Annotated in this window: 17 protein-coding genes; 9 read left to right on the forward strand and 8 right to left on the reverse strand. The window is 55.5% G+C overall.

What is annotated here, in order from left to right:
* Window positions 1–260: 260 nt before the first annotated feature.
* On the forward strand, window positions 261–1928 hold the full coding sequence (pgi, locus tag QEN58_RS11620) for a glucose-6-phosphate isomerase (protein WP_280103821.1): 1668 nt from the start codon (window positions 261–263) through the stop codon (window positions 1926–1928).
* A gap of 233 nt (window positions 1929–2161) precedes the next feature.
* On the opposite strand, the gene QEN58_RS11625 is transcribed toward pgi, so the two are convergent.
* On the reverse strand, window positions 2162–2701 hold the full coding sequence (locus QEN58_RS11625; protein ID WP_280103822.1) for a DinB family protein: 540 nt from the start codon (window positions 2699–2701) through the stop codon (window positions 2162–2164).
* 182 nt (window positions 2702–2883) lie between these two features.
* On the opposite strand from QEN58_RS11625, the gene QEN58_RS11630 reads away from it, so the two are divergent.
* Both QEN58_RS11630 and QEN58_RS11635 read left to right on the forward strand, forming a co-directional pair.
* Complete coding sequence (locus QEN58_RS11630; protein WP_280103823.1) at window positions 2884–3969, forward strand: PA0069 family radical SAM protein; 1086 nt, start codon at window positions 2884–2886, stop codon at window positions 3967–3969.
* Window positions 3970–4010: 41 nt separating this feature from the next.
* Window positions 4011–4310: a winged helix-turn-helix domain-containing protein gene (locus QEN58_RS11635; protein WP_041158640.1), complete on the forward strand. Its 300-nt coding sequence runs from the start codon at window positions 4011–4013 to the stop codon at window positions 4308–4310.
* Window positions 4311–4473: 163 nt separating this feature from the next.
* On the opposite strand, the gene QEN58_RS11640 is transcribed toward QEN58_RS11635, so the two are convergent.
* From QEN58_RS11640 to QEN58_RS11670, 7 genes are all read right to left on the reverse strand, one after another.
* Entirely contained in the window at window positions 4474–5334 is an 861-nt protein-coding gene (locus QEN58_RS11640; RefSeq protein WP_280103824.1) for a DUF2797 domain-containing protein, read from the reverse strand.
* Window positions 5318–5602 carry a YeaC family protein gene (locus QEN58_RS11645; protein ID WP_280103825.1) on the reverse strand — a complete coding sequence of 95 codons (285 nt, stop codon included), beginning with the start codon at window positions 5600–5602 and terminating at the stop codon, window positions 5318–5320. The genes QEN58_RS11640 and QEN58_RS11645 overlap by 17 nt, the downstream gene beginning before the upstream one ends.
* 10 nt (window positions 5603–5612) lie before the next feature.
* Window positions 5613–6464: a rhomboid family intramembrane serine protease gene (locus QEN58_RS11650; RefSeq protein ID WP_280103826.1), complete on the reverse strand. Its 852-nt coding sequence runs from the start codon at window positions 6462–6464 to the stop codon at window positions 5613–5615.
* 253 nt (window positions 6465–6717) lie between these two features.
* The gene (locus QEN58_RS11655; RefSeq protein WP_280103827.1) at window positions 6718–7704 is read right to left on the reverse strand and encodes a metallophosphoesterase; all 987 of its coding nucleotides are present in this window, start codon (window positions 7702–7704) and stop codon (window positions 6718–6720) included.
* 2 nt (window positions 7705–7706) lie between these two features.
* The gene (locus tag QEN58_RS11660; protein ID WP_280103828.1) at window positions 7707–8642 is read right to left on the reverse strand and encodes an NAD(+) kinase; all 936 of its coding nucleotides are present in this window, start codon (window positions 8640–8642) and stop codon (window positions 7707–7709) included.
* Window positions 8643–8705: 63 nt separating this feature from the next.
* Window positions 8706–9575, reverse strand: a complete 870-nt coding sequence (locus QEN58_RS11665) for a carboxylate/amino acid/amine transporter (RefSeq protein WP_280103829.1) — start codon at window positions 9573–9575, stop codon at window positions 8706–8708.
* Between the two features lie 101 nt (window positions 9576–9676).
* On the reverse strand, window positions 9677–10216 hold the full coding sequence (locus QEN58_RS11670; RefSeq protein ID WP_280103830.1) for a YqaE/Pmp3 family membrane protein: 540 nt from the start codon (window positions 10214–10216) through the stop codon (window positions 9677–9679).
* A 241-nt stretch (window positions 10217–10457) separates the two neighbouring features.
* Between QEN58_RS11670 and QEN58_RS11675 the strand changes: the two genes are divergently transcribed.
* From QEN58_RS11675 to putA (QEN58_RS11700), 6 genes are all read left to right on the forward strand, one after another.
* Window positions 10458–10865 (forward strand): CBS domain-containing protein, encoded by a 408-nt coding sequence (locus tag QEN58_RS11675; RefSeq protein ID WP_280106931.1) that lies wholly within the window; start codon window positions 10458–10460, stop codon window positions 10863–10865.
* A 297-nt stretch (window positions 10866–11162) separates the two neighbouring features.
* Window positions 11163–11522, forward strand: a complete 360-nt coding sequence (locus QEN58_RS11680) for a hypothetical protein (protein ID WP_280103831.1) — start codon at window positions 11163–11165, stop codon at window positions 11520–11522.
* A gap of 74 nt (window positions 11523–11596) precedes the next feature.
* A complete protein-coding gene (locus tag QEN58_RS11685) occupies window positions 11597–12418 on the forward strand; it encodes an AraC family transcriptional regulator (RefSeq protein WP_280103832.1) in 822 nt (273 codons plus the stop codon).
* A 162-nt stretch (window positions 12419–12580) separates the two neighbouring features.
* Window positions 12581–15772, forward strand: coding sequence for a bifunctional proline dehydrogenase/L-glutamate gamma-semialdehyde dehydrogenase PutA (putA, locus tag QEN58_RS11690; RefSeq protein ID WP_280103833.1), 3192 nt, complete (start codon window positions 12581–12583; stop codon window positions 15770–15772).
* A 245-nt stretch (window positions 15773–16017) separates the two neighbouring features.
* Window positions 16018–17508, forward strand: coding sequence for a sodium/proline symporter PutP (gene putP, locus QEN58_RS11695; RefSeq protein WP_280103834.1), 1491 nt, complete (start codon window positions 16018–16020; stop codon window positions 17506–17508).
* A gap of 76 nt (window positions 17509–17584) precedes the next feature.
* Complete coding sequence (gene putA / locus QEN58_RS11700) at window positions 17585–21250, forward strand: bifunctional proline dehydrogenase/L-glutamate gamma-semialdehyde dehydrogenase PutA (RefSeq protein WP_280103835.1); 3666 nt, start codon at window positions 17585–17587, stop codon at window positions 21248–21250.
* Window positions 21251–21527 lie beyond the last annotated feature (277 nt).

Below are 21527 nucleotides of genomic sequence, written 5' to 3' on the forward strand. Positions count from 1 at the left end.
ATACCTTTTCATGCCACTTATACCCTCTACTCTTTGTCATTTTTTATGTAGTATTTTTACATAGCCCACTTTTCGATTTTGATCACCCAATTCACTTATAACAAACCTCTGATTAACGTAATGACGTAGGCCAGACAAGGCAAAAATCAACGAAAAAGCGGAGTTTACGTGGGTGTAAATGAGCATTTTGAGGCGATTTTTAACGCCGTATGGGCAAGCGCAATAGTTAATCAGAGGTTTCATAACAAACGGATCGCCCTATGTTTCAGCTAACTCGCAGCGTTACCTGGCAGGCGCTTGACCGCCTGCGCGACAAAACCGCCAACGACCGCATTCGTGATTACTTCACCAATGACCCGCAGCGCTTTGAGAAAATGAGCTTACGGGTGGGCGGTCTGTTTCTTGACTACTCCAAGCACCATGTCTCCGATGAAGTACTCACCAAGCTGATTGAGCTAGCCGACCACTCCGCCCTGGTACAGCGCCGGGCTCAGATGTTCTCTGGCGATATCATAAACGTGACGGAGAACCGCCCGGTACTGCATACGGCGCTGCGCCACTTAGGCGATGAACCGGTCTATGTGGACGGCGAAGACGTCATGCCGGAGATCACCCGCACTCGCGAGCAGATCAAACTGTTCTCGGAGGCGGTACGCAGCGGCGAGTGGAAAGGTTACAGCGGCAAACGCATTAAAGACGTGGTCAATATCGGTATTGGCGGCTCGGATCTTGGCCCCAATATGGCGGTGCGTGCGCTGCTCAAATACCGCCACCCGGAACTGCACTTCCACTTCGTTTCCAACGTGGACGGCACCCATATTCAGAAGGTGCTCTCGCGCCTTGACCCGGCAACTACGCTATTTATCGTCTCTACCAAGACCTTCTCTACCCAAGAGACCCTCCTAAACGCCAAAACCGCGCGGCGCTGGTTCCTGGAGAACGCTGGTGAAGATGCGGACGTGGGCGCGCACTTTATTGCCGCCTCCACCAACCGCAAAGCGGCGATGGAGTTCGGTATTCGCGAAGAGAACGTGTTCGAGTTTTGGGCCTGGGTGGGCGGCCGTTACTCCATGTGGTCGTCTATCGGCCTGCCGATTGCGCTTTCGATCGGTTTCGAAGGCTTTATCGAGCTGCTGGAAGGCGCTCATGAGATGGATAACCATTTCATCAACGCGCCCTTCTCGCAAAACATGCCGGTGCTGATGGCGCTGATTGGTATTTGGTACATCAACTTTATTGGCGCCGAAACCCAGGCTATCGTGCCCTACGACCAGGCGCTGAACCAACTGCCATCCTTCCTGCAGCAGCTGGATATGGAGTCTAACGGTAAGTCGGTGGATATTTTCGGCCACCCGGTGAACTACAAAACCGGCCCGATTGTGTGGGGCCAAACCGGCTCCAATGGCCAGCATGCGTTCTTCCAGTTGCTGCACCAGGGCACCCGCTACGTGCCGATTGATTTTATTGCCTCGCTCAAGCCCGAGCCCGGCGTGGAAGACCACCACTTCGCCCTGCTGACCAATATGCTCGCCCAGGCCAACGCCTTTATGGAAGGCAGCCAAGGCGATAGCAAAGAGCTAAGCCAACACGACCCCTACAGCTGCCCCGGCAACCGCCCCTCCAGCACCCTACTGCTGGATGAGCTAACGCCAAAAAACCTGGGTGCACTAATCGCGCTCTACGAGCATAAGGTGTTTGTGCAAGGGGTCATCTGGAACATCAACTCCTTCGACCAGTGGGGCGTGCAGCTCGGCAAGCGCATCGCCGGCGAAATCAGCGAACGCATCGACACCAACGCCGCTGACTTCGACACCTCCACTCAAGGCCTGTTGGAACTGGTGCGTGCTCACTTCCCCAATGGCAACAGCGGGGAAGAGGAAAGCGCACCGGCCAGTGCCGATAAAAAGCCATCACGCAAGAAGCGTTGAACGGATAGGTTGGTAAATCGATAGAAAAACGAACGCCTTGGTTTGAAAGGACCAAGGCGTTTTTTTAGGGAAGTTGGGCGACTAAGCTTTTAGCATTAACAAGACGACCGTCGAACTCGCTGTAACGATTGGATGCAATGGATGGCAAGATTCATTGCCAATATGTGTATCGAACGGTTTGAGAACGGATAATCAAAGTACCCAGACGATTAATCCCATACTTCTAATTAACCTTACCCCTCATCCGGAATCAGCGCCAACAGATCGGTGACGCCAACATCCACACCGGCTTGAGATAATAAGGTAGATACCTGACCGCGATGGTGGGTTTGGTGATTGAAGAAATGAAGGATCAGGCTCGAGTAGCGCCGTTTTGAGGCTACTCCTTTCGTGTTGTGATAACTCAGCGTGGTACTCAAATCATCGTCTGTCAGCGCCGCTACCCAGTTAATAATTACGGTATCGAGCCATCGACGATGCGCTTTCAGTCCTGCTAAGTCATCAAACATCACTTGGTCAAGCCGCTCTGGCGTAGGAAGGTCAATCATTACCGCAAGCGTTCTTGCCGTAGAAGAGGGGTGCGTTGCAAACCGCTTGAGCCAAATAGTGTCGGCGACCGCGATGTGATTTAGCGTGCCAAACATCGAACCAAAGAAAGCGCTACGCTCTTGGGTAAGTTCTGCAGCCGTCAGCTTGCTGGCGGCCTCGTATACCTTTGCATTCATCCACTGATTATAGGATGCCATTAATGCAAAATGTGGTTGCAGCTCCATAGGTCACATCGCCTCTTTCAATACTGGTGCCAGCGGGCTCTTTAAGAGTATGAAATAACAACGCGTCTGTTCATCCCCCGAATTTGGCATTTAAGCCCCTAAGCCTCTCCTTGCGCCTTTACCCAAACGCCATATACTGTATATATAGCCATATATACAGTTATACAGGTAAGAGGTGGCAAATGACGACGCCCGATCAAACGTCTAGTGTTTCAGCCGTACGTAAAGGTCGCGGGGCAACGTACGACCCGCACAACCGTTTTGCGCCAACCCGCAGCGTGGCTGAAGATGACGGCTGGTGGCGGGAAGAAGCGTCTACGACCATCGCAACCGAAGTGCGCGAAGAAGTGAGCAAAAGCGCTCTGTCATGGAATAAGTCGCCGGACTTGCCGTTTGACCGCTCGCTGAACCCTTATCGCGGCTGTGAGCACGGCTGCGTTTACTGCTATGCCCGCCCTTCTCACGCCTACTGGGACTTATCGCCAGGGCTGGATTTTGAAACCAAGCTGATTGCCCGCAGCGGTTTAGTGGAGCGGTTAACCGAAGAGCTGTCCCACCCTAATTACGTGTGCCGCCCGATCAACCTTTCCGGCAACACCGACTGTTACCAGCCGTTAGAGGCTACCTACCAAACCACACGTCGTTTACTGGAGCTGCTGCTGGAGTGTCGCCATCCGGTAACGCTGGTGACCAAAAGCACCTTGGTGTTGCGTGATTTAGAACTCCTAGCGGAAATGGCCGAGCACCGGCTAGTGCGTGTGTTTGTCAGTTTGACCAGCCTGGATGCCAACTTGAAACGCACGTTAGAGCCACGGGCGGCATCACCTCAAGCGCGCTTGCGGGCGATTCGTGAACTGAATACCGCGGGCATTCCAGTGGGTGCGCTGATTTCGCCGGTTATTCCGGGGCTAACCGATCATGAGATTGAAAAGCTCTTGGAAGCCGCCAGCCGTGCAGGAGCGCGAACCGCCGCCTGGATGCTGCTACGTTTACCCTATGAAGTGGCGCCGCTATTTGAAGCGTGGTTAGAAGCCCACTACCCGGAGCGCGCGGCGAAAGTGATGAGCTTAATGCGTCAGTGCCGTGGCGGTAAGGCGTACGATGCCAAGTTTGGTAAGCGCTTTCGCGGTGAAGGGGTATTTGCCGATTTAATTGCGCAACGCTTTGCCCGCGCCAGCCGTCAGTGGAACATGCAGGATCGCACCGAACAGGGCTTGAACACCCGGGATTTTCGCCCACCACGAGCGCAGCAGGATTTATTCATTTAAGCTAGGCAGCACGCGCATAAATTAGCTGCAAAGGAAGCCGAATGCCTGCTCTAAGCAAAACCAAATCGAGTTTTTACCGCCGCTTATACGTCGCCCACTTGATCGAACAAGGTGCTGCCAGCGTGCCTGCGCTAATCGAGGCCACCGGTATGCCGCGGCGCACCGCCCAGGATACGATTGCCTCCCTTGCCGAGTTGGATATCGAGTGTGTATTTACTAAGGATGACGGCGAGCGCCACAACATTGGTCGCTACCAGATACGTGATTGGGGGGCGATAGATCCACGTTGGGTGGCCACACACGCCGAGCGGCTTAAACAGGCACTCGGCTATGCTATTTAGATATTTAGCTATTTAGCCATTTTCATCCGCCACCGCTCAGGTCAGCCGTGCAGCGTTGACGGTAACCGTCAGCGAGCTTGCCGCCATGGCAAGTACGCTAATAGCGAGGGCATACAAACATCGGCCGCCACCAGTGCTAGCTACCCCCTATATGACTAGCCGCTTAACTCACCTGAATCTCATAACCGGTAAATTTGCGTAGATTAATGACCCCATTATCAAGGATCAAATACTGCCCCTTGACGCCTAGCAGCACGCCTTCTACCAGCGGCTGCTTATCAAAATTGTGCGATACCACTTTTTTGGGAAAAACGCTGACAGGATAGTGAAAGTGCTGTGCTGGCTGTTCCGCCAAGCGAATGGCGTCCGCGCCATGGGTTTCGCGCAGCTGGTTCAAGCCATCAGCTAGCAGGGTCAGCAAACGATCACGCTCGGCGCTTAAATCCATGGTTTCGACATCGCCCTTGAGCATCGCCCGCCAGTTGGTGCGGTCTGCCACCTGCTCTTTAAACAGCATTTCGACAAAACCGGACTGTTGACGAGTATCCACTTCAAGAATCGGCAGCGCCTGAATCGCGCCTTGATCCAGCCAGCGGGTAGGCATTTGGGTTTTGCGGGTAATGCCGACTTTGAGCCCCGACGAGTTAGCCAAATAGACGATATGGGGCTGGAAGCAGTGCCGCTCTCCCCACTCCGGCTCACGACAGGTGCCTTGGAAAAAGTGACAGGTTTCCGGCTTCATAATGCAGGTATCGCACTGGGCTAGCCGCTTGAAGCAGGGGTAACAGTGGCCCTGGGCAAAGCTCTTCTTGGTTGCCCGCCCACAGTGCGTACAGGCAATTGATCCCGTCCACCGCAAACTAAGTGGCTCACCGATACGTTCGTTAAGCGCAACACGGTGCTCACCCGCGCGCAAGTGGTAAACCACCGGTTGGTCTTGGCGGCTAGGTAGCGCTGCCGCCATTTTGCTTAAACAGCCCTGTACTGAAAAGCCCGGTACTGCCGCTTCAATCACGCGTTGCATCCCGTGCCAAGCCCGCCTGTTCAGGCGATACGCCAGCGCCGCTAGCCGCCGCCCCGCAGGTACGCTGCTCTAAATAGCCTACACGGTTCTCTTCCGGCACGTTGTTCTCCACCTCAAAGCGCATGACGGCTTCCAAGCAGAGTTCGGTCTGTTGCGGCGTTAAGCGACGGCCATCGGGCCATTTGCGCAGCGATACCGCCTGTTTAAGGCTTTCGTAAATCGCTGGGGTCATCTGGTTGATCATTTTTTCGAACGTCATTTCGCTCATTGCAGGCCTCTTAACGGTTTTTCAAACGGCGGGATGAATAATACCAGCCTGTGACAAGCCCCACGAGTAGACCGCCCAAATGTGCTTCATTAGCGACATTGCCAAAGCCAACGCTGCCCGCCATGTCGGTCATGGTGAACACCATCCAGCCGAGCATAAAGACCACCAGCATTTGCGGTACAAAGAAGCCTCTTTGGGGAACCCGGCGTGACATCAACCAAACGTGGGCCAGTAAGGCATAAACTACCCCGGACATTCCGCCGAATAGCACGGTGCCGGTTGCGTACTGCGCCACATTCGCGCCAATGCCCGCCACAATAAGCAGTAGTAGCATGGTGCGGCTGCCCTGCAGTGCTTCAATCTGGCGGCCGAAATACCACACCCACATCAGGTTGAATATTAAATGCATCCAGCCAAAGTGCAGAAAAGCGGGCGATAGCAAGCGCCATACTTGCCCAGAGGCAAGTGTTTGCGACAGATTGCCAAAGACCAACTCACCACCTGAAATACCTATTGGCACGATGGTGAGAGTGACAATCAACTGGTCACCAAAAACACCAATCAGGGCAAATATCACCAGACTAATGACAATCATCAGCGCCGTTACCGGCACTTGCTTTAGCGATGTCAAGGAGTGGGTCATGGTGCGCGGGCGCTGAGCAGCCTGATGAAGCACCAGGGGTTCGCCCCGCTGCCAGTGCTCTAGCAGTGCTTTAAGTTCGCCAAGCTGGCGTGGGTCGGCGATCCATAGCAGTTGGCCGTCCGCTTCATCGGTAATGCGGTGACCAATGCGGTGGCGCCAGAGTGCCTGGCGAAGTTCGCTCGTATCCGCGTGATCAGGCAGAAGCATCACTGGATGCATAACATCCCTCTAATTAAAGCGCGTACGGCACGCTGTCCGCAGCGGGTAGCTATTGAAGACAGTTATTGTAGACAATGACTGAATGAACCAAACGGCTGCCAAAAAACAGGCAAAAAAAACCGGCGGTGGGGACCGCCGGGGAATAAAAGCAAGGGATCATTCAAGGGAACACTTACTCTGATAGCCGACAGCAGGGTTAGTTCAGCTGTTTTGAGAAAAATATGTAATTTTATGTAATAAAAATTAAATTTTGTTAATCGAAATCGATTTCCCACGGTTTCGGCAGTGCCCGTTCCTCTTTCGGTACTTTAATCCACACAAAATGATCGGCATTTAACACCGTCTCACCACTCCATCGATAAGCGACTAAACGCCCATACTTGACGGCACTATAGTCCAGGCAGGCAATATTATGGGTCGGTAGAGCCGGTATGCCTTCACACCAGTAATGACCGATAAACAGCGGTGGTTGTTCTGGCCCGTAGTAGCTAAGCTTCTGGCGCTCTTCATTGGTCAATTCGCGCGTTTCAAGATCGCCGGGCAAGTTATCCGGCTGGAAGACCACATCGCCCCACTGCTGGGGTGCTTGGGCCCAGAAGTGGGCGCGAAAGCTTTGCCTTGTAAAGCCATCACCGGAGTGTATCGCAATCCCTTTGGGTAGTGAGACATGCGGGCCTCGGGTGAGGCGGTCTAAAATTCGAAACGCCTGGGTTTTGGGATCGGTGGACTCAATCAAAAACTGAGTGTCCATGCAGCAATCAGGGCGACGCTGTTTAAGCTCTTCGATCAGCGCCTCATCCCAGCAGGCATGCACCACGCGGATACCGTCGATCTCCAAACACATTGGGATGGTTTTAAACCAAGCCAGGGTATCGTCCCACTCGTTGGTATAGTCGCGATACTGCTCTAAGGTATCCTGAATAATACGATTATGACGTGGCGTATGCTCGCGCAACCAGCGTTTGTGGCTACCTGGGGGCCCAGGATGGGTATACGCCAGGGCGTTATATTCGTGATTACCCATGACAATGTACGCTTCCCCCTGCTCGACCATTCTCCGGGCAATGGTTACTGCCAAGCGAATCCGCGGGCCACGATCAATCAGATCACCCAGAAAAATCACTTTGCGACGCGGGTGGCGATAGACACCATTGCGCTGATGGTAACCCAGCTTTTCCAGCAGTGAAGCGAGCGTAGCACCGCAGCCGTGGACATCGCCAATAAGGTCGTATCCCTCCATACTCAATCCCCCAACCGATGGCTCCAGCCTAACTTGCTGCGCAGCACTTCGTAGAAATTATGGCCGATGGGATGCACCAGCTGGACACGTTCAGGCTTGCGGGTAATCACCAGCACATCGTTGGGTTTGGCTACCGCCCGGGTTTGTCCATCGCAGCTGATATGCGGGTAGGACTGGTTGGTTTCACCAATGTGAATACGTATTTCGCTGGCGGCATCAATCACAATGGGGCGACTCGACAGCGTATGGGGGAACATCGGCACCAGCGTCACAACATCAAGTTTCGGGTGCATGATCGGCCCGCCGCCAGAGAGCGCGTAGGCCGTAGAACCGGTGGGGGTAGCCACAATCAAACCATCGCTGCGCTGGCTATAGACAAACTGGCCATCAATAAACAGCTCAAATTCAATCATGCGAACCGCTTTGCCGGGGTGCAGCACGACTTCGTTTAAGGCGTCGCCATTACCCACGGCAACGCCATTACGGTAGAGCACGGTATCGAGTAAAAAACGCTCTTCAACCTCAAACTCCCCCGCCAGCACCTCACTGACGCGGGTTTCCAACTCATCTGGGGAGATATCGGTCAGAAACCCCAAGCGACCCCGATTAACACCTAAAATCAGCGTACCGCTGCGGCATAGCGCCCGCGCCGCGCCCAATAGACTGCCATCGCCCCCCACCACAATCACCAGATCACACAGCTCGCCCAGCATGCGGCGGCTGGCTTCCGGCTGGCCATGGTGCGGTATTACAGTAGCGGTGCGGTCTTCAACTAATACCGAGTAGTCATGGGCTGTAAGGTAGGTCACCAGGCGCTGAAGGGAGTCGACCACTTTGTCACTCCCCAGCCGACCAATCAGCCCAATGGTTTTAAAGGGTCGGCTAGATTGATCGGTGGAGGGCGCTGACTTCGCGTCTGCTGATAAGGTGTTGCTCATGGGCCGACTCTCGCTAACATAAGTCGCCATTATGGAGACACCTCTGCTATCGGGCAAATAGGCTTAGCTAACGGCTACCTGGCTGCGTTGCTGCCACCAGTGGTTGAGCCATAGGGAGGCGGCCATAATAAGCGCCCCCAACAATAAACGCGGAATATCCGCATCGCGGTTCCAAATCACGAGATTGACGATTAGCCCCGCCGGTACCAGTGCATTGTTCATAATCGCCAAGGTGCCTGCATCCACTTTGGTGGCGCCTTGGTTCCATGCAAAATAGCCGACGCCAGACGCCACTAGCCCCAACCATGCAAGTACGCCCCACTGGAGAGACGTGGTCGGCAGGGCCGCGCTGTTGCCAAATAGCAAATAGGCGGGCAAGGCCACGACCATGGCGCCAATAAAGAACCAACCAAAGACGTTATGCCATGCCAAAGTAGGCGGCAAATCAGCGGCTAAACGGCGATAGCCTACCTGACCAAGCGCGAAACAGAGGTTGGCACCCTGCACGACCAAAAAGCCTGCCCAGAAACCACTATCAACGCCATCGTAGCGAATAACCCCCGCACCCACGACGGCGAGCAGTGCGGTAACTATATAGATCGGTGTAAAACGCCCAAACAGTAGATCATCCAGCAGCGCGATATAAACAGGCGTGAAGATAGTAAACAGCAGCACTTCAGGTACCGACAGCAACAGAAAGGATTGATAGAAGAAGGTGTACATCACGCCCAGCTGTATAGCGCCTAAACCCATAAGCGCTAGCCGCTGCTTACCTCGCAGCAAACTGGGGCGTAAAAACGGTAAAAACACCAGCGTGGCAAGCGTTACCCGCAGGAGCACCGCAAAGTAGCTATCGACCTGACCCGCTAGATAGACCCCTATTAGCGAAAAGGAGAAGGCCCATAGGGCGGTGACGCCGATCAGGCAACCCATCGTAAACCTCGTTTTATAAATTAGTTTACGCGGATTATACGCACTTAGTGAAGACTGCCAAGCAGTAAACGTCACCAAGCCTTCTGAGCAGAAGCCTCTTGTTAACGCTGCTGCAACCACCAGATGGCATACACAGCGCCGGGTAGCCAGCCTGCCAGTGTTAACGCCACGGCTAACCCCACCCGTTGACTACCGCCATTGGTTAAGCCCACCGCCAACGGTGGCAGTAGTAACGCCAGAGCATAATAGGCGAGTTTTAACGCCCCAGGCTCTGGTACCGTTTGCTCCACGGGGGTCGCTTTAGACGGCGTGGCTTCGGCAGGCGCTTGTTCAACTTTGGGTGGCGGAGTGAAGTGCTCCACTGAACTGGAGGCTGACTCATCAGCCGATGCCTTAGCTGCCCGCTCTTGGGCAAGCCGATGGGCCTCTTTATCAATTTTTTGCTCTAAGCCTTCAGCCCCTTCAGCAAGATCATCATGGTGGCGCTCCCAATCCTCCCAGTCGTGAGGCGTCCCCGATTTGGGGCGTTGATGCCCTGAACCACGCGCACGCTCCCAGGCCTTCTCTTCCAAGGTATTAGGCCGGTCAGGATCTCGGTCAACTCCCACCCCTTTGCGGTTTAAGTACTCACGTGCATCCATAGGTAGCTCCTCAATGCGTTAATTTACGATTCATTTGCATGGTTGGAAAATTAACGGCTTAGAAAATTCAGTACTTACAGCGTTGAATAAAGATGCTTTGCAGGCAGAGCGTGGCCCTTTAAATCGCCTACAGTGAAAGAGTCGAGGCTACTTTAGCACCTAGAGACAACTGATCAGATCGCTTTGCTTGCGATGCCCTGTTTGCCATAGCGATGAATAAGATGAGCAAGGAGTGTCCATGATGAATAGAGCAACCCCCAACGTCGTTCGCGATGTTATGTCCCGCGATTGCTACCGTGTCTCGCCCAACGCCTCAATCACAACCCTGGCTAAAGGGCTGGCATTGCACCGCCTACCTGGCGCACCGGTAGTTGATGATGCCGACAGATTAATCGGCTTTATTTCAGAGCAGGATGTCATGGGCCGTGTGCTGGACAGTATTTACCACGATGACGAAGCCCCCTTGGTGAAAGAAATGATGCGCCACGAAGTGCTCAGCGTCTCTCCCAATAAAAGCATTACCGACCTGGCTCAGGAAATGCTTGGCCCTAAACCTAAAGTTTACCCGGTAGTTGAGCAGCAGCGTCTAATAGGAATCGTGACACGACGTGATATCCTGGTGGCGCTACTGGCTTTGCGGCGCCATTAGCAGAACTGATTAACGTTTTGCTGAGTTTCTCAAAGAGAGGCTTGCAAAAATAGCTTTTGAAAATTAGCTGAGCTTTAGACAAAAAAAACCGCTACTCAGGGAGTAGCGGAAGCAAGGGATCAAAACAATAGAGCCAGAACAACAACTTTAGCGACTGCTATCGCGATGTTGCCTGTACATACTCAGACACGCAGTGAAGGAAAAGTTCGCAAAAAAAGTAAAATTTTCGATCCTAGCGGCGTCAAGCGTATAATTTGGTGGTTACTTATTAACGGATGATGCCCAGGAGCAGAGCGAATGGCGCTGTATTTATTGGTGTTTGGAGTCTGCTTACTCGTGATTGGTGCAGTAATGCTGGTGCTGATGACTTCAAGCACCCCACGCTACCGCACAGAGCCCAAAGACTTACTGGCGCTGTTTGATAAAGCGCTTAACAGCCAGGTGAGCGAAACCGAGTGGAACGCTATGATCGGTTACCCCATCCGGCACAACGAATATCTGGACGGCATTAGACGCCGTGCGGCGCATTTAATGGAGCAGCATGGCCGACGCTGGATGGTGGCACAGGGCAAGCCGCTGCTTAATCAAGAGGGTCAGGCAGAACTTCAGGCTCTTCGCGACCACCTGCATGCCCACACAGCCCTCCGCCAGCAGTAGCTGTTGCGATTTAAACGCGTATTGCGGTTCAGGAGACCTACTGCAACTGACGTAATGCAATTCAGGAGACCTGCATGCCCAGCACCATTCGACAAATACCGCTAGCCAGCGCTACACATCACCATACACATGACTTTCATCAGATTGTGATTACGCTGTGTGGTTCTTCAGAATTTGAAATTGAAGGCCTGGGTGGGCGAGTTAATGCATTCTCGGGCTGTATCGTGCCCGCAAACCACGAGCACTACTACTCAGGTTACGGCCATAATCGCCAATTAATTTTCGACCTTCCAGAAGACGCCCCCGCCCTAACCGGTGAGAATCGCGAACTGGTAGCCTTGTTTGACGCTCCACGTTTTTTTGGTCTAGATAACGCACTGCGTCACTATTTAGCGTTTATGCAGAGCGAACTTGCTCAAGGGTTTGATACGTCGACTAACTCCTTTCAGCAAGACCGTTTAGCCGCCACGCTGTTGGGTTCTCTAAAAGCGCGCCTAGGCACTGCCACTAACAGTACGCAGCAGCGACTGGATTTGACACGTATTAACCGCTTTATTCGTCAACACCTCGCCGAAGACCTACGCGTTGCCGATTTAGCGCGGCTAGCCTGTCTAAGCGAAGCGCATTTTTCTGACTGTTTCCGCGCTCAAACGGGGCTTTCACCTTGGCAGTACGTCAAGCGCCAACGTCTCCATGCGGCACGTCAACTGATTCTGCAAAGCCGCCTGCCACTCACTGACATTGCGCTTCAAACCGGCTTTGCCAACCAAAGCGCGCTATCTCATGCATTTCGCCTCAGTTACGGATTATCGCCGCGGAAATTACGCCAAGCGGATGTACCACCGATCGCGATTAACCCATTAAAGGATGCCTTAGGGTCAGTAGCAGGCCAGTAAAAACACTACTAAAGTCGTATGACGTTTACTCTTGCCGCGAAATTGACACGTTTTGCCCTGAATTCAACATACACCAAAGGGAGCTGCACTCTACATTCGCTTATTTGCTTGGGCGTAATGCCCTGTTACCCATTTGCTCTGTTCAGACTTTCGGGGGCTTCAATGCTCAATGCCAACGACATGCGTGACCCTGCCATCTGGCAAACCGATCTCGACACTCTCATGACGCGTGTTAGCGACCACTACTTAGTGGATGAAAGCAGCTACGTCAGTGAACTGATCGAGGTGCTGAATGCCAATCGCGAAGATTTCGGTCGCATTGAAGCCAATACCGCCGCGCTGGTTGAGGATGTCCGTAAAATGGACACGGCTGTCGACACCATCGACGAGCTGTTACAGCAATACAGTCTGGATACCCACGAAGGCCTGATGCTGATGTGTCTGGCGGAAGCCATGCTACGCATCCCAGACAAAGCCACCGCCGACGCCTTGATCGAGGACAAACTCGGCCCCGCCGATTGGCAGTCTCATATAGGTAAGAGCGAATCGTGGATGGTCAATGCCTCTACTTGGGGCTTATTGATGACTGGCCGCGTGTTGAAAATGGATCACCCCAAAGAGGGTCAGCCCGCCAACTTTATCAATCGCATGGTCAATCGCATGGGCGAGCCGGTTATTCGCCGCGCCATGTACGAAGCAATGAAAATCATGGGTAAGCAGTTTGTGCTGGGCCGCGATATTAATGAAGCCCTCAAGCGCTCCAAGCCATTGTTCAATAAAGGCTACACCTACTCTTACGATATGCTGGGTGAAGCGGCACGCACCCGGGCCGATGCCCAGCGCTATTTTGACGACTACGCCCGCGCGATCGAACAAGTCGGCAAAACCTGTAAAACCTTAAGTGATAAGACCCCGGCGCCGTCGGTCTCCATCAAGCTCTCTGCGCTACATCCCCGCTATGAATTTGGCCGCCGCGAGCAGGTGCTCGCCGAACTGGTCGACACCGTTATCAAGCTAGTCAGCAAGGCCCGTGAACTGGATGTGGCCGTTACGATTGACGCTGAAGAGATTGATCGGCTGGAGATTTCCCTGGAAGTCTTCCGCGCGGTTTACGAAAGTGCAGCCGCCAAAGGCTGGGGACACTTCGGCTTGGTTGTTCAGGCTTACTCCAAACGCGCCCTGCCGGTACTGCACTACATCAACCGATTGGCCGACCAGCAGGGGGATGAGATTCCGCTACGCTTGGTCAAAGGCGCCTATTGGGATACCGAAATCAAAGAGTCCCAGCAGCTTGGAGTCGACGGCTACCCGGTGTTTACCCGCAAAGCGGGCACCGATGTTGCCTACCTCGCCTGTGCCCAGTTCCTGCTCTCTAACGACACCCGTGGGCGTATTTTCCCGCAGTTTGCGACCCACAACGCCCACACGGTGACGACGATCCTAGAGTTCGCCAACCGCGACAGTCGTCCGTTCGAATTTCAACGCCTACATGGCATGGGTGAAGCCCTTTATGACGCCGCGCTTGAGCGTGCACCGAAAGGTACTTACTGCCGCATTTATGCCCCGGTGGGCGCGCATAAAGACCTACTGCCATACCTGGTTCGCCGCCTGCTCGAAAACGGTGCCAACTCGTCGTTTGTCCACCAGTTGGTCGACCCGGACGTACCGGTCAAATCGCTCTGCCAGCACCCTATTGAGACCCTGCGCCAGCAGAAAAACCTGGCCAATGCGAACATTCCACTGCCCAAGGATATTTACGGACCTAAACGTCGCAACTCCCGCGGGGTCAACCTGAACATTCGCAGCCACTACTACCCGCTGATGGAGAAGATGGCCGCGTTTATGGATAAGCAGTACCCGGCCAAGCCGCTGCTGGCGTTTGAAGTCGCCGACGATGCCGCTAATACCCATAGCGTTACCAGCCCTTATGACCGCCGCAATACCGTGGGCAGCGTGCAGTGGACTAGCAAAGAGCAGGCAACCAAGGCACTGGATGCTGCCTGGGCCGCCTTCCCCCGCTGGGATGCCACGCCCGTGGCCGAACGCGCCGCTATCGTGCGTCGCTTGGGCGATTTGATGGAAGAGCACATGGCTGAATTGATGGCGCTCTGCTCCCGGGAAGGCGGCAAACTGCTTACCGATGGTGTCGATGAGATCAGAGAAGCCGTCGACTTCTGCCGCTTCTATGCCATGCGCGCAGAAGAGGACTTCGGTGAAGCGATTGTGCTGCCTGGCCCCACCGGTGAATCCAACCGACTGATGATGGGAGGCAAAGGTGTATTCGCGGCGATTAGCCCCTGGAACTTCCCAGTGGCGATTTTCTGTGGCCAGGTCGTCGCGGCGGCAGTCGCTGGTAACACCGTACTGGCCAAGCCAGCGGAACAGACCTCCATTGTCGCTCACCGGGTGATTGAGCTGCTATACGAAGCCGGTATGCCACGGGACGTGGTTCAGCTACTGCCCGGCGATGGCCCGACGGTAGGCAGCGTGCTGACCTCCGACCCGCGGATTACCGGCGTGGTCTTTACGGGTGGCACTGACACCGCGCAAATTATCAACCGCGCCCTGGCGGCACGGGAAAACGCCCCGCTGCCCACGTTAATCGCCGAAACCGGCGGCATGAATGCCATGATTGTTGACTCCACCGCCCTGCCCGAGCAAGTCGTGGTGGATGTGATTCAGTCAGCCTTCCAGAGCGCCGGGCAGCGCTGTTCGGCACTGCGCGTACTGTATCTACAAGATGACGTTGCCGATCGGGTGATCGAGATTCTCAAAGGCGCCATGAACGAGCTACGCATTGGCGACCCCCGCGACTTGGGAACCGATGTTGGGCCGGTTATCGACGAAGACGCCCGCACAGGCCTGCTGGAACACATCGAAAAACTCAAGGCTGAGAATCGCCTTGTCGCTGAAACGCCAATGGCCGCTGAACACACTCAAGATGGCACTTTTGTAGCGCCCGTTGCTTTTACGATTGATAGCATCGATGCACTTTCCCGGGAACAGTTCGGACCAGTGCTGCATATCGTGCGTTACAAATCCAACCAGTTGGATAAGGTCATCAACGACATCAACGGTCGCCACTACGGCCTGACGTTTGGCGTGCATAGCCGCAACGAATCGTTTGCCGCTGAAGTCGCCCAGAAAATGCGCGTAGGCAACGTGTACATCAACCGTAATATCATCGGTGCCGTGGTTGGCGTGCAGCCATTTGGCGGTCAAGGCCTTTCAGGCACTGGCCCAAAAGCCGGAGGCCCGCACTACCTGCAGCGCTTTGTCACCGAGAAAACGATTACTAATAACACCGCCGCCTTAGGCGGGAATGCGTCGCTGTTGGCGCTAGGCGATGAGTGAGCTGCTCATCAACATCACTAACCTGAACTCATAAACAGGAAACCATCCTATGGTCGACAATAATATAGGGATCAATGCGTACAAACGTACAAATAACCTTTCTGACTACCTCCTTGGCGGGCTCGCTGGGGCCAGTAACGTGAATATGAGTTAACAAAAACAAGGCTGTGCCGCTACCGGATTCTTCTCGGTAAGCGCACTAACCTGTCGGAGCTAGCTCCGTCCTGACGAATTGGAGATATTTCATGGCTACTGGTGTATGGATTAGTTTATTTGGCTACTTTGCGCTCATGATCGCCATCGGCATTTATGCCATGCGCAAGTCTACGTCTTCTTCTGAAGATTACATGCTGGGTGGCCGGACCCTCAGTCCGCAAGTAGCGGCCCTTTCGGCCGGTGCTTCGGATATGAGCGGCTGGTTGCTACTGGGTCTGCCTGGGGCAATGTTCGTATCGGGTCTGGGTTCGGCCTGGATTGGTATCGGCCTGCTCGTGGGTGCACTCTTCAACTGGATTTTGGTCGCCCCACGCCTGCGTGAACAAACGATTCACTACGGCAATGCGATTACTATTCCCGCTTTTCTAGCGAATCGGTTCCCAACGCGCGCGATGTCCCTGCGCACGGTGTCTGCCATCGTTATCGTTATCTTTTTTGCGGTCTATACCGCATCCGGCCTAGTGGCAGGTGGCAAGCTGTTTGAAAGCGCGTTCACAGGCGTCTACAACTTTGGTGATATGAGCAACTACGCCATGGGTGTGGTTATTACGCTAGGCGTGGTGCTGATTTACACCGTTGTCGGCGGCTTCCTGGCCGTGAGCATGACGGATTTCGTACAAGGCTGCATCATGATGCTAGCGTTGGTGATCATGCCAGCGGTGGTACTCTTTGGTGAAGGTGGCGGCGGTTACTCACAGGCGTCACAGACCCTGAATGAAGTCGATCCCACCCTGCTATCCTGGACGTCAGGACTCACCTTTATTGGCTGGCTGTCGGCGGTTACCTGGGGGCTGGGCTATTTCGGACAGCCGCACATCATCGTGCGCTTTATGGCTATCCGGTCACAGAAAGACGTTCCTGTTGCCCGTAACATTGGCATGGGCTGGATGCTTATCTCCCTGATTGGTGCCGTTTCTCTGGGTATATTTGGCCGTGCCTATGCCATCCGTAATGGCTTGGATGTCCAGGATCCAGAAACGATCTTTATTATCCTAGCGAACTTGCTGTTCCATCCGCTGATCACCGGCTTCCTCTATGCGGCGCTGCTTGCGGCCATCATGAGTACTATTTCTAGTCAGTTGTTGGTGTCGTCATCATCACTGACGGAAGACTTCTATCGCCTGTTCCTGCACAAGAACGCCAGCGAGCAAGAGTGTGTGGCCGTAGGCCGTGTCTGTGTGGTTCTGGTGGGCGTTGTGGCTGCTTTTATTGCGTCTGACGAAAACTCTCAGGTGCTGGGTCTGGTCAGTAACGCCTGGGCAGGCTTCGGCGCGGCATTTGGCCCGTTGATTATTCTTTCGCTGATGTGGCCACGTACGAACGGAAATGGTGCCATCGCGGGCATGGTGGTCGGTGCTGCCACCGTCATGATCTGGATCTCAATGGGCTGGAACGGTGAGTTCATGGGTGGTCCCGGTGTGTACGAGATTATTCCTGGCTTCATCGCGTCCTTCATTGCCATCATGGTGGTGAGCAGTGCAACTACCGATTCGGGTGAATATCAGCATATCACTCGCTAGTAACAGCACGCAGGACGCACTCAAAGTAACGAAGGGCTCCCAAGGGAGCCCTTTCGTGTAGCAAGGAGAGACCAGTATGAACGAAGGCAAACTTCATATGCATAGTGACGTAAGTGAACTACGCTCACGCATTCGCACCCACTACGACGCCCACGAGGCAGATGTTCTGCACGGGCTTATCGAGCGCATCAAGCTTTCGGAAGACGACCGTAAGAAGGTCGCCTCTGTCGGCGCCAACTACGTGGAGCGAGTACGTAAGGAAAGGTCTCCCTCGATGATGGAGGCGTTCCTGGCCGAGTACGGGCTGTCGACTACCGAGGGCGTCGGCTTGATGTGCCTGGCAGAAGCGCTACTGCGCGTTCCCGATGCGGAAACCATCGACGACCTGATCCACGATAAGATCGAGCCATCCGACTGGGGTGCGCACCTGGGCAAATCATCTTCATCGATGGTCAATGCCTCGACCTGGGCACTGCTGCTGACCGGCAAGGTGCTGGAAGAAGACCCCAAGGGCCCAACGCGAGCGCTTCGCGGTCTGGTACGCCGCATGGGCGAGCCGGTGGTACGCAAAGCGGTTGGCCAATCGATGAAGATTCTCGGCCGCCAGTTCGTGCTCGGCCAGACCATCGAAGAAGGCATGAAGAATGCCCGCGAGCTAGAGAAACAGGGCTACACCTACTCCTACGACATGCTGGGCGAAGCGGCGCGTACCGACGAAGATGCCGTACGCTACCATGAGGCTTATGCCAAGGCGATTTCCGCCATCGCCGAGCAGGCCAAGGGCGACGTGCGCGGTAGCCCCGGCATTTCGGTAAAGCTCTCGGCGCTGCATCCGCGCTATGAATACACCCACCGCGACACGGTGATGGCAGAGCTATTGCCACGCGCCAAAGAGTTGGTGCAGCAGGCGGCCAAGGCCAATATCGGTTTCAATATCGACGCCGAAGAGCAGGATCGGTTGGATCTCTCCCTCGATGTGATCGAGGCGCTAATGGCCGACCCCAGTCTGGACGGATGGGACGGCTTCGGGGTCGTCGTGCAAGCCTACGGGCGCCGCGCCGCGCCGATGATCGAGACACTCTACGAACTCGCCGAGCGGTTTGACCGCAAGATAATGGTGCGGCTGGTTAAGGGCGCCTACTGGGATACCGAGATCAAGCTCTCCCAGGAGATGGGCGTCAAAACCTTCCCGGTCTTCACTCGCAAGGTCAACACCGATGTCAGCTACATGGCCTGCGCGCAAATGCTGCTCGACCGACGTGACCGCATCTATCCGCAGTTCGCGACCCATAACGCCCATACCTGCGCCGCCGTTGTAGAAATGGCGGGCGACGATAAAGACAGCTACGAGTTCCAGCGCCTGCATGGCATGGGCGAATCGCTGCACCACATCGTCAAGGAGTCAGAGGGCACGCACTGTCGCATCTACGCCCCTGTCGGTGCGCACCGCGACCTGCTGGCCTATCTGGTTCGCCGACTGCTTGAGAACGGCGCAAACTCCTCGTTCGTCAACCAGGTGGTGGACAGTTCGATTCCAGCGAGCGAGGTCTCAAAAGATCCTATCGAAGGCTTCCAGCAGCTCGGCAGCGACGTCTCAAGCCCATTGATCCGCCAGCCCGGCAAGCTGTTCGAGCCCGAGCGCAAGAACTCCAAGGGTTACCGCATCAACGAACCCGCCTCGATCCTGCCGCTGCTCAACGCCCGCGAAGCGTTTGCCGACGCCACCTGGACGGCAGGCCCGATGCTGGTGGGCAATCCCGCACCCCAGGGGCCAGCTCGCGATGCCGTCTCCCCCGCTGACAGCTCGCGGGTGATCGGCAAGGTACACGAAGCCACCCCTGCTGAGGTAACGGCCGCCCTCGACGCTGCCGAGGAAGGCTTCCGCGAATGGTCGGCGCGCCCTGCGGCCGAACGCGCCGCAGTGCTACGCCGCACCGCCGATCTCTACGAAGAGCACATCGCCGAGCTGACAGTGATCACTACCCGCGAAGCCGGCAAGATGATGTTCGACGGCATCGCCGAAGTGCGTGAGGCAGTGGATTTTCTCCGCTACTACGCCAACGAAGGCGAGCGGCTGGAAGCGGAAGAGCCCGGCAATGCCCGCGGCATCTTTGTCTGCATTAGCCCGTGGAACTTCCCTCTGGCCATTACTACCGGCCAAATTGCGGCAGCCTTGGTGGCTGGTAACGCGGTCATCGCCAAGCCCGCCGAGCAGACGCCCCTAATCGCCGCCCGCGCCGTCGAGCTGATGCGTGAGGCGGGTCTGCCGGAAGCTGCACTGCAATTACTGCCCGGCGATGGCCCAACGGTGGGTGGCCCGCTGACCAGCGATCCACGTATCGCGGGTGTCTGCTTCACCGGCTCGACCCCGGTGGCACAGATCATCCACAAGGCCCTGGCGGACAACGCAGGTCCTGATGCCATACTGATCGCCGAGACCGGCGGGCTGAACTCCATGATCGTGGACTCCACCGCGCTGACCGAGCAGGCGGTGCGCGACATCCTGATTTCCTCCTTCCAGTCGGCTGGCCAGCGCTGTTCGGCGCTGCGCATGCTGTATGTCCAGGAAGAGGCCCGCGACCGGCTGCTCAACATGCTCTACGGCGCCATGGACGCGCTCACCATTGGCGACCCCTGGAATACTGATACCGACGTCTCACCAGTGATCGACGCCGACGCGCAACAGGAAATCAGCGACTACGTGGCGTCGAATGAGAAAGCTGGCAAAGTGCTGAAGAAGCTGTCTACGCCGGAAATCGGCACCTTTGTCACCCCGGCAGTGATCGAGGTTGGGGGCATTGAAGATCTCGAACGTGAAATCTTTGGTCCGGTGCTACACGTGGCCACCTTCAAGGCGCGGGATATCGACAAGGTCGTCGACGACATCAATGGCAAGGGCTACGGGCTAACCTTCGGCCTGCATACCCGCATCGATGACCGCGTACAGCAGATCGTCGAGCGCATCCATGTCGGCAACGTCTACGTCAACCGCAACCAGATCGGCGCTATCGTTGGCTCTCAGCCATTTGGCGGTGAGGGCCTCTCAGGCACCGGACCCAAGGCTGGCGGCCCGCTCTATGTCTCGCGTTTCCGTCGCACCGCCGCCGCCGAGCGCCACGAGGTGCCGGAGAGTAAAGCCGTATCACTCGACGATCTCCAATCGGCCTTCAACGGCCTGGATGCGCGTAACTGGGCGGTACGACCCAATCGCATCGAAGTACTGCGCAAGGCGCTCTCCGGCAAAGGCGGCGTAATCCGCAAGGCGCTCAATGAGACGGCAGCCCTCGACATGACGCCGCAGACGCTGCCGGGGCCGACGGGAGAAAGCAATCGTTTGGCGATGTATCCGAAGGGAGCGGTGCTGTGCCTTGGACCAAGCCTGGATATCGCCATTGCTCAAGCAGCGCAGGCCCTGGGTACGGGCTGTGCGGCCGTCGTGGTCGCGCCAGGTGCTGAACAAGCCGTGAAGCCGTTGGTCGATGCCGGAGCGCCGGTGATCGGGCTTGATGGCGGCGTCTCGACCGAGACAGTGAGCGAGGTCAAAGGCATTGCGGCAGTTGCCGCCGCTGGCAGCAGCGACTGGACCCGTGAACTGCGGATTGCGCTCGCCAAGCGCGACGGCGCTATCGTACCGCTCGAGACCCAAACCATCTCGCCGGATCGCTACGTGGTGGAACGCCATCTGTGCATCGATACGACCGCGGCGGGTGGCAACGCCAGCCTGCTGGCAACTGCTGAATAGGTTAGCCAGCATACAGGCGCTCTATTTCGCGACCTCATCAAGAAGTTGATATTAGGCCTTACCGTGTCAGCTGCCATGTCAGGCAGCTTTTCACGGGAGGCCCTTTTCCATTTTAGGGCTTGTACACTTCAGCCCTGGAACGTTAGCCCTGGAACGCTCTGTCCTAGGCGCACCGCCTACCTCTAATACCCCTTCTCTAATAACTCTTGCCCTGGATCAATAATCCACTCCCTGGGCCTCGTTACACTTGTTTCATCGTTAAGCGGCTATCGAATGG

It is taken from the genome of Halomonas alkaliantarctica (genome assembly GCF_029854215.1).
GTDB classification, from domain to species: Bacteria; Pseudomonadota; Gammaproteobacteria; order Pseudomonadales; family Halomonadaceae; genus Vreelandella; species Vreelandella alkaliantarctica_A.

Coding starts and splice junctions, on each gene's coding strand:
- pgi (WP_280103821.1), top strand. CDS start 261: ATGTTTCAGCTAACTCGCAGCGTTACCTGGCAGGCGCTTGACCGCCTG.
- QEN58_RS11625 (WP_280103822.1), bottom strand. CDS start 2,701: ATGGAGCTGCAACCACATTTTGCATTAATGGCATCCTATAATCAGTGG.
- QEN58_RS11630 (WP_280103823.1), top strand. CDS start 2,884: ATGACGACGCCCGATCAAACGTCTAGTGTTTCAGCCGTACGTAAAGGT.
- QEN58_RS11635 (WP_041158640.1), top strand. CDS start 4,011: ATGCCTGCTCTAAGCAAAACCAAATCGAGTTTTTACCGCCGCTTATAC.
- QEN58_RS11640 (WP_280103824.1), bottom strand. CDS start 5,334: ATGCAACGCGTGATTGAAGCGGCAGTACCGGGCTTTTCAGTACAGGGC.
- QEN58_RS11645 (WP_280103825.1), bottom strand. CDS start 5,602: ATGAGCGAAATGACGTTCGAAAAAATGATCAACCAGATGACCCCAGCG.
- QEN58_RS11650 (WP_280103826.1), bottom strand. CDS start 6,464: ATGCATCCAGTGATGCTTCTGCCTGATCACGCGGATACGAGCGAACTT.
- QEN58_RS11655 (WP_280103827.1), bottom strand. CDS start 7,704: ATGGAGGGATACGACCTTATTGGCGATGTCCACGGCTGCGGTGCTACG.
- QEN58_RS11660 (WP_280103828.1), bottom strand. CDS start 8,642: ATGAGCAACACCTTATCAGCAGACGCGAAGTCAGCGCCCTCCACCGAT.
- QEN58_RS11665 (WP_280103829.1), bottom strand. CDS start 9,575: ATGGGTTGCCTGATCGGCGTCACCGCCCTATGGGCCTTCTCCTTTTCG.
- QEN58_RS11670 (WP_280103830.1), bottom strand. CDS start 10,216: ATGGATGCACGTGAGTACTTAAACCGCAAAGGGGTGGGAGTTGACCGA.
- QEN58_RS11675 (WP_280106931.1), top strand. CDS start 10,458: ATGAATAGAGCAACCCCCAACGTCGTTCGCGATGTTATGTCCCGCGAT.
- QEN58_RS11680 (WP_280103831.1), top strand. CDS start 11,163: ATGGCGCTGTATTTATTGGTGTTTGGAGTCTGCTTACTCGTGATTGGT.
- QEN58_RS11685 (WP_280103832.1), top strand. CDS start 11,597: ATGCCCAGCACCATTCGACAAATACCGCTAGCCAGCGCTACACATCAC.
- putA (WP_280103833.1), top strand. CDS start 12,581: ATGCTCAATGCCAACGACATGCGTGACCCTGCCATCTGGCAAACCGAT.
- putP (WP_280103834.1), top strand. CDS start 16,018: ATGGCTACTGGTGTATGGATTAGTTTATTTGGCTACTTTGCGCTCATG.
- putA (WP_280103835.1), top strand. CDS start 17,585: ATGAACGAAGGCAAACTTCATATGCATAGTGACGTAAGTGAACTACGC.